Here is a 6,000-nt window from a genome sequence, read left to right as displayed (position 1 = left end):
ACTGTTGACTGTTGATTGTTGACTGTTAAGAGGGCGGGCACTCTTGGCACCGCCCCTACTGACTGTTGACTGTTGATTGTTGACTGTTAAGAGGGCGGGCACTCTTGGCACCGCCCCTACTGACTGTTGACTGTTGACTGTTGACTGTTGAATCGATTTTATTATTCCGATGCAACTGGAAACGATATGACTAATGACTAACAACTAACAACTAACTACTAACTACTAACCAATAACTAACAACCAATAACTAACAACCAATGACTAATGACTATCTAAATGTTCGATTTTTGTCCCTAAAACTTTCAGAAATTCAGCCAGCCAGTTAGGATGTGCAGGCCACGCGGGGGCGGTGACTAAGTTGCCATCGACGACGGCTTCGGTAACGGGAACTTCTGTATATTTGCCGCCGGCCCGGAGTATGTCGGGGCTGCAAGCGGGATATGCGGTGCAGCGCTTGCCTTCGAGTACGCCGGCGGCGGTGAGGACTTGCAATCCGTGACAAATAGATGCGATCGGCTTTTTGCTGCTGGCAAAGTAACGGGTAATTTGCAGCACTTTTTCGTTGAGGCGGATGTATTCTGGGGCTCTTCCTCCGGGGACGATCAAAGCGTCGTAATCGGCGGGATTGATTTCGTCAAAAGTCGCATTTAAAGTGAAGTTGTGACCGGGTTTTTCGCTGTAGGTTTGGTCTCCTTCAAAGTCGTGAATTGCGGTGCGAATTGTTTGGCCGGAGGCTTTGTCCGGGCAGACTGCATGGACTGTGTGACCTACCATTTGCAGTGCTTGGAAGGGCACCATTACTTCGTAGTCTTCTACAAAGTCGCCGACTAGCATTAAGATTTTTTTGGCTGTCATGTTGGGAATTCCTGTTATTTTGATTTGCTTAAATAGCAATAGGCTTTAGATAAGGCCGATCCCCCCTAGCCAAGAGGGCGGGCACGGGGGCACCGCCCCTACAAGGGGGGAACAAGAATTTGCTCAAAGTCAACCCCTACTCCCCTTTTTAAGGGGGATTTAGGGGGATCTCCGAGGAATAAACAGTTTTAACCCAAGCGTATTTGGTTAAATAGAATTCAAAAAATGCGGGGCAGTTAAAAAGCTTACCCCGCCAGCTATTCTGGAATCTAAAAACCGTTGCGGCCCCAAATGACCATTGAAATTGAGAAGGAGAACAGAACTAGCACCGAAACCCAACCGAGTGACAAAATATCCATAGCTATTTATTGAACAAACTGTACAAAGTGACTTCAACCGTTATCATAGTTCAATTTGAGCCATTTTTGGAATGAGGGCGCTGTGAAGGATTCGTCAAATTTTAGTTTCGCTGAACGGGTAGAATCTTTGAAAGCAGGGACTGTTGCTGCTTTGTCTTGTTTTTGTGGTTTTGGGGCGATCGCCCTGGTTAACAGCTTAATCCTAGCCCGTTGGTGGGATTCTCTGGCGAGCTTGCAGGTAATGGCCGTTGACCTAAATTTTGCCTTCAGAGGAGTGATGGCGCTTTTGGGCGGTTTCTTGTTCGGCGTTACCTACCGCTACGCTATCCGCCGCGATACTAACCCGCACCTTAAATCTGGTGTGGTGTTGGCTTTTGGGCTGGTGCGGGCTTTTGGACAGTTGGATGCGGGATTTTCTTTTGATGCGGGGGAAATACCGGGTTTGCAGGAGTTATTGCCGTTTGCGGTTGGTGCGGTGGAGAGCGTGGTATTATTTGCGATCGCGGGTTTTGTGTTGGATTGGGCGATCCTCTTCGAGGGCTTCGCTAACGGGCGATTGTTGATTCAACCATTCGATTCTTAACTCAGATCAGACGGCGGTTGAAACCGCGTCTTGTCAAACAATGTCCGCCTCCGCGGACTGAAGAATATCACGTAATTTTATAACCGCCCCGTTTTCAACCCGCGGAGGCGGGTTTTGTCTGTATAGACGCGGTTTCAACCGCCCGGTCTTCTTTTTATTCCCAGCCTAATACCTCATATTCTAAATTGCCGTAAACCATTTGCTTGTCTACCGCCGACAAAACCTTATTGTTAGCAGCATCAGAAACTAAACACCGACAAACTAAATCCGCTACATCCGCCCGGTGAATCGTTCCCGCTACCCGACAATCTTCCGTCAAAACACCGTTCCCCGTCGCAGGTTCCGATTTCAATCCGCCCGGACGAATCACAGTATAAATCATCCCGCTTGCTATCAAGTGATTTTCGGCTTTTTCCTTTTCAATTAACACCGGGCGCAAAGTTTCTAAAGCTTGCGGCGGCAAAGCAGCAGCAGTGTTACCGCTGCCGATAGATGAAACTAAAATAAATTTTTGCACGCCTGCTTTGACAGCCGCATCAATCAAGTTTTTGTTGCCCAAATAATCGGCTCTTTCCCCATCTTTTGGCAAGCCGCCAACGGTGCTGATTGCGGCATGAATTGGTTCGCCTCCAGCCATTGCAGCTTCTACAGCCGCAGCGTCCAAAGCGTCGCCAGTCACGACTTTGATGCCCATTGTTTCTAATTCGGTGCGGTGGTTGGGCGATCGCAAAAGTGCGGTTACTTGCATATTTTGTGCTACGAGACATTTGGCGATTTCTAGGCCGACGCCTCGGCTAGCACCTGCTAAAAAGATGTGGGATTTATCTGTCATATTAATTTTGTTTTACTTTGTGCAGAAGTTGGTTTTTTTGACTTTGTAACAGTATACAGCAATCGTCTGTGATTTTTTGAATTAGTTTTTTTTTACCGCAGAGGGCGCAGAGGGCGCAGAGGAAGAGAGGGGAAGAATTTGCAATTTCCTATTTACGTTAGATTTTTTTACCGACGATTACTACCCAAGATTGAGCTTCGCGCGGTAAGCCGGGGGGGCGGTAGTAGTGATTCACAATTGCAAATCCTGCTTGTTCCAAACAAGGTGCTAAAGTTTCGTATTCCCATCCTGCAGTATAGCGTTTTCCCGTCGGCCGTTCGTCGTAGCCTTCCCAATTTCCCCGGCACATTGACATGACAATTGCACCGCCCGCAACTAAGGCTTTTTGCAAGTTTTGCAGCACTTTTACCATCTCGTCGCTGGGAACGTGAATCAGGGAAGCATTGGCGAAAATACCGTCAAATTCGGCTTTTGGTAAGTCGAGATTCAGAAAAGATTGCTGCCAAACTTCGCAGCCGGATAACTTTTTTGCTATTTCTACAAAAGCTGGGGTTGCATCTAAGCCTACAACTGTGTGTCCTTGGCTTTTGAACGCGACTAAATCTCGTCCTGGGCCGCATCCTATATCGAGAATTTTACCGGGATTGCGGGGCATGGCAGCGGTCAGTGCGGATCGATTTTGGGATACGTCGTGGTGCCATGTTCCTTGCAGGAAAGATTCGGCGGTTGCTTGGTATTCTGCGATCGTAATTTCTTCGCGTTTGTCCACAATTTCCCCTATTGTATTATTTGATATTGGTTAATTCAAGAAGACCGGGCGAATATAATTCGCGTCTACAAAGACAAAACCCGCCTCCGCGGGTTGAAGAATTGGCGGTGAAAATTATGTTATTTTCTTGAGTCCGCGGAGGCGGACATTGTTTGACAAGACGCGGTTTCAACCGCCGTCTGACCTTCGGGAGATTCGATCGCAAATCCTGCATCTCGAATCATATCCCAATCTTGATGTGCAGCTTGTCCGGGGGTAGTCAGATAATCGCCCACAAAGATAGAATTAGCTGCGTAGAGTCCCAGGGGTTGCAAGGAACGCAAATGCACTTCCCGTCCCCCAGCAATCCGAATTTCTTGACTGGGAAGCAAAAATCGGAACATACAGAGGATTCGCAAACATTGGCGGGGATTTAATGTGTTTAAACCTGCAAAGGGCGTACCGGGAATCGGAATGAAAAAGTTGACGGGTACGCTAGTAACGCCCAATTTTCGCAGGGAAAGCGCTAAGTCTATCGCATCGTCATCCGATTCGCCCATCCCCAAAATACCGCCGGAACAAGTGGTGATTCCCGCTGCTTTGACGTGTTCGACGGTTTCGACCCGATCGCCAAAAGTGTGAGTTGTGCAGATGTCCGCGTGGTACGATTCGGAAGTATTGAGATTGTGATTTACGCGATCGACTCCAGCTTTAGCCAGCCGGTGAGTTTGCTCCTCGCTCAACAACCCCAAACAAGCGCAAATTTTTAGGTTATAATTTGCTTTCACAGTCTCGACAGCATCCAAAACGCGATCGAAAGTAGATGCGTTGGGTTGGCGGCCAGAAATTACCAAACAAAACGTACCAGCTTTTAAATCTGCCGCGCGCCCGGCCGCCTCCAGAATTTTTTCCTTAGCTAAAAGCGGATATTTTTCTATTTCCGCAGTCGAGATTTTGGACTGAGAACAATAATGGCAATCTTCAGGACAAAGGCCGCTTTGAGCGTTTAGCAAATAGTGCAATCTGACGCGGTTTCCCCAGTAGTGGCGGCGCACCCGATAAGCTGCGTTTAGTTGTTCCAGCAAAACCTCATCCGGTGCACGCAATACGGCTAAAGATTGCTCGCGAGAGATACATTTGCCCGCGAGCGCGTCGTCAGCCAAATCGTTCCAATTGGGTAAATTCATCACTAAAATTAAAGAGTTTATATCAATTCCGGTTGCACCGGAATGATTGTTGACTGTTGACTGTTGACTGTTGACTGTTGGGACATTTGAACGATACCCATACAACCGGAAACGATATTACAGAGTATCCAAAACTTGACGAATTACCCGATAAATCGATTCTAATTCATCAGGAGAAATGCAGTAGGGAGGCATCACATAAAGCGTGTTTCCCAAGGGACGGAGCAAAAACCCCGCTTCGAGAAATCTGGCTTTCAATACAGGGCCAATTTCATTAAAATAACCGGAACTGCTTTCGGTTTTCACATCCATTGCTGCGATGGTGCCGCAAGTCCGAATCCGTTCGAGTTTAGGATGATCTCTCAGCCATTGATTCAGGTATTTGTGGTGCAGTTTTTCCATCCCTTCATACATATTTGGATTTTGCTCCAAAAGCTCCAGGGATGCCACACTCACCGCACAAGCTAAAGGATTTCCGGTGTAAGAATGACCGTGATAAAAAGCTTTGTCCGATTCATCTCGCCAGAAAGCTTGATAAATATCCTCCGATGCCATTGTGACAGAAAGTGGCAAGCAGCCACCAGACAATCCCTTAGACAAACACAGGATATCCGGTGCAGTTCCAGATTTAACCGAGGCAAACAGTTCGCCCGTGCGGCCAAAACCCGTCATCACTTCATCGTAAATCAACAATACATTATATTGGCGGGCCATTTGTGCGATCGCCCGCAAAAACTCAGGGCGGCACATCCGCATTCCAGCAGAACCTTGCACCAAAGGCTCAATAAAAATGCCCGCACAGCCACCCTGCTTTAACAAAAACTCCAATTTCTCCAAACTCACCGCCTCTTTGCTTTCCACCTCCTCATCGCCGTCAAAAGTCGCCGGAAAAGGCACAACATCCCCAGGAAACATTAAAGGTGCAAAAGGTTCCCACCACAGCGAACTTCTGCCAGCAGACATCGCGCCCACAGTATCACCGTGATAACCTCCCTCAAAACTAATAAAGCTAGTGCGGTTAGTTTCTCCGACATTTAGCCAATATTGAAAAGCCATTTTCAGAGCAACTTCAACAGCAGTCGAACCGTTATCCGAAAAAAAGATTCGCGTCAAAGAATCAGGCGTGTGACTTATCAATTTATCAGCAAGTTTCTGTGCCGGTTCGTGCGTAAATCCGGCAAAAATTACGTGTTCTAAAGTTTGAGCTTGTTTGTAAAGAGCCTCAGCCAGAACCGGATGGCTGTGTCCGTGAATCGTCACCCACCAACTAGAAATACAGTCGAGAATTTGCCGCCCGTCTTCTAATTCCAGCAGCACTCCTTTACCGCGAACCACCTTCAGCGGCGCAGGAGCAGTTTTCATTTGCGTGAAAGGCTGCCAAATCGGTGAACTCGAAGAATTATGTTCCTGATTAGCCGTCATATTTACCATCT

Annotated in this window: 7 protein-coding genes; 1 reads left to right on the top strand and 6 read right to left on the bottom strand. The window is 47.6% G+C overall.

Annotated elements, in window-relative coordinates; genetic code table 11:
• Positions 1-264: 264 nt before the first annotated feature.
• Positions 265-858 carry a DJ-1/PfpI family protein gene (locus WBA89_RS09805; RefSeq protein ID WP_424406043.1) on the bottom strand — a complete coding sequence of 198 codons (594 nt, stop codon included), beginning with the start codon at positions 856-858 and terminating at the stop codon, positions 265-267.
• A 269-nt stretch (positions 859-1,127) separates the two neighbouring features.
• Positions 1,128-1,217 carry a cytochrome b6-f complex subunit PetN gene (petN, locus tag WBA89_RS09800; protein WP_071883976.1) on the bottom strand — a complete coding sequence of 30 codons (90 nt, stop codon included), beginning with the start codon at positions 1,215-1,217 and terminating at the stop codon, positions 1,128-1,130.
• Between the two features lie 82 nt (positions 1,218-1,299).
• Here petN and WBA89_RS09795 point away from each other — a divergent pair, with 82 nt between their 5' ends.
• A complete protein-coding gene (locus tag WBA89_RS09795) occupies positions 1,300-1,800 on the top strand; it encodes a hypothetical protein (RefSeq protein WP_424406040.1) in 501 nt (166 codons plus the stop codon).
• Positions 1,801-1,954: 154 nt separating this feature from the next.
• On the opposite strand, the gene WBA89_RS09790 is transcribed toward WBA89_RS09795, so the two are convergent.
• The 4 genes from WBA89_RS09790 to bioA all read right to left on the bottom strand — a co-directional run bounded on the left by WBA89_RS09790 (position 1,955) and on the right by bioA (position 5,998).
• Positions 1,955-2,632: an SDR family oxidoreductase gene (locus WBA89_RS09790; protein WP_424406038.1), complete on the bottom strand. Its 678-nt coding sequence runs from the start codon at positions 2,630-2,632 to the stop codon at positions 1,955-1,957.
• Between the two features lie 157 nt (positions 2,633-2,789).
• A complete protein-coding gene (locus tag WBA89_RS09785; RefSeq protein WP_424406036.1) occupies positions 2,790-3,401 on the bottom strand; it encodes a class I SAM-dependent methyltransferase in 612 nt (203 codons plus the stop codon).
• A gap of 119 nt (positions 3,402-3,520) precedes the next feature.
• Positions 3,521-4,672 carry a biotin synthase BioB gene (gene bioB / locus WBA89_RS09780; protein WP_424406034.1) on the bottom strand — a complete coding sequence of 384 codons (1,152 nt, stop codon included), beginning with the start codon at positions 4,670-4,672 and terminating at the stop codon, positions 3,521-3,523.
• Positions 4,673-4,684: 12 nt separating this feature from the next.
• A complete protein-coding gene (bioA, locus tag WBA89_RS09775; RefSeq protein WP_424406032.1) occupies positions 4,685-5,998 on the bottom strand; it encodes an adenosylmethionine--8-amino-7-oxononanoate transaminase in 1,314 nt (437 codons plus the stop codon).
• Positions 5,999-6,000 lie beyond the last annotated feature (2 nt).

Origin of the sequence: Microcoleus sp., from assembly GCF_049646505.1 — a bacterium.
In the GTDB taxonomy this organism is placed as follows: Bacteria; Cyanobacteriota; Cyanobacteriia; order Cyanobacteriales; family Microcoleaceae; genus Microcoleus.
The sequence above is the reverse complement of the archived record's forward strand: the minus strand, read 5'-3'. Positions and strand labels throughout refer to the sequence as shown.

Bases quoted from the DNA above. Each gene is read 5' to 3' on its own strand.
- WBA89_RS09805 (WP_424406043.1), bottom strand. From the start codon at position 858: ATGACAGCCAAAAAAATCTTAATGCTAGTCGGCGACTTTGTAGAAGAC.
- petN (WP_071883976.1), bottom strand. From the start codon at position 1,217: ATGGATATTTTGTCACTCGGTTGGGTTTCGGTGCTAGTTCTGTTCTCC.
- WBA89_RS09790 (WP_424406038.1), bottom strand. From the start codon at position 2,632: ATGACAGATAAATCCCACATCTTTTTAGCAGGTGCTAGCCGAGGCGTC.
- bioA (WP_424406032.1), bottom strand. From the start codon at position 5,998: ATGGTAAATATGACGGCTAATCAGGAACATAATTCTTCGAGTTCACCG.